This window comes from Tahibacter caeni (genome assembly GCF_024609805.1).
GTDB classification, from domain to species: Bacteria; Pseudomonadota; Gammaproteobacteria; order Xanthomonadales; family Rhodanobacteraceae; genus Tahibacter; species Tahibacter caeni.
In genome coordinates, this window is the sequence record NZ_JANFVR010000625.1 from 1 (window position 1) to 1352 (window position 1352).

A 1352-nucleotide genomic window follows, 5' to 3' on the forward strand; every position below is an offset into this window, starting at 1 on the left:
CTCTTCCGATCTACTGCGGCCGCGCATGGATCAGGCCTTCGCGCTCCAGGCGCTGGTAGGCCTGGAACACGGTCGAGGCGCTGACGCCGCGCCGCGCGCGCGCCTCGCGCACCGACGGCAGGCGGTCGCCCGGCGCGAGCTGGCCGCTGCCGATCAGTGCGGCGATCTCGTCGGCGTATTGCTCGTAGAGTCTCACGGCGTCAGCGCTCGTCGATGCCGCCCCAGGCGTCGACGTCGCCGGCGCTGACGGGGCGCGGATTGCGGCCCCAGCGCGCGCGCAGGGTGCTGACCAGCGCGGCGACGTCGGCCGAGGACAGCTTCTGCGCGAACGGCGGCATCGTGTACGGCCGCGGATTCTGCGGCGTGGCCGGACCGACGGCGCCGAACAGGGTCAGCTTGATCGCATTGATCGGGTCGGGACCGGTGATCGCCGAAGAGGTGACCAGCGCCGGGTACTTGCCGTCCTTGCCGCGGCCGTCCTTGCCGTGGCAGTCGGCGCAGTTGTCGTCGTAGAGCCGGTCGCCGCGCGCGCGCTGTTCGCCCGGCAGCTCCCAGGCCACGGGTTCGCGCCGCGAAGGCGGAGGCGGCGGCAGCGCGCGCAGATAGGTTTCGACGGCATCCGCATCGGCCGCATCGAGGTATTGCAGGTTCTGCGCGACCACGTCGGCCATCTTGCCGTAGGCCGCATGACCGTCGACCGCCGCGCCGCGCAGGTAGGCGGCGACCGCACCCGGCGCGTAGGCCTGCAGGCTCTGCGCGTTCAGCGCCGGCGCATGCCAGCCGAGCACGCGGCCGCCGTCCAGGCGCATGCCCGAGGCCGGCGACGAGAACAGGCCGCGCGTGCCGTGGCAGACCGCACAATGCCCTATGCCTTCGACGACCGCGGCGCCGCGCGCATTGGCCGGCGCAGCCGTATGCGGCGGATCGGGCCGGTAGTAAAGCAGGCGCCAGGCCGTCATCGCGCCGGGCAGGCTGGCCGGGAATTCGAGGCGGTCGGCCGGCGGCGTCGCGGCCGCGGCCGGCACGCTCGCGAGATAGGCGAACAGCGCGTCGATGTCCGCGTCCGGCAGCCGTGCGAAGTTCGCATACGGGAACACCGGCGACTGCACGCCGTTGCGGCTGACGCCATGGCGCATCGCGTGCCGGAACTCCTGCAGCGACCAGTCGCCGATGCCGTGCAGCGGATCCGGCGTTAGGTTGCTGCTGTAGATCGTGCCGTACGGCGTGACGAACGCGCGACCGCCGGCATAGGCCGCGCCGCCGTGCGCCGTGTGGCAGCCGGCGCAGTTGCCGATGCGCGCGAGCGCGCGGCCGCGCTCGACCAGCGCCGCGTCGCCGGGCACGACGCGCGC

2 protein-coding genes are annotated in these 1352 nt (G+C 73.5%); both read right to left on the minus strand.

Annotated elements, in window-relative coordinates; all coding sequences use genetic code 11:
* Positions 1–10 precede the first annotated feature (10 nt).
* The gene (locus NON22_RS24390; RefSeq protein ID WP_343231958.1) at positions 11–196 is read right to left on the minus strand and encodes a GntR family transcriptional regulator; all 186 of its coding nucleotides are present in this window, start codon (positions 194–196) and stop codon (positions 11–13) included.
* A 4-nt stretch (positions 197–200) separates the two neighbouring features.
* On the minus strand, positions 201–1352 hold a 1152-nt coding region (locus NON22_RS24395), incomplete at its 5' end, for a cytochrome c (RefSeq protein ID WP_257389576.1).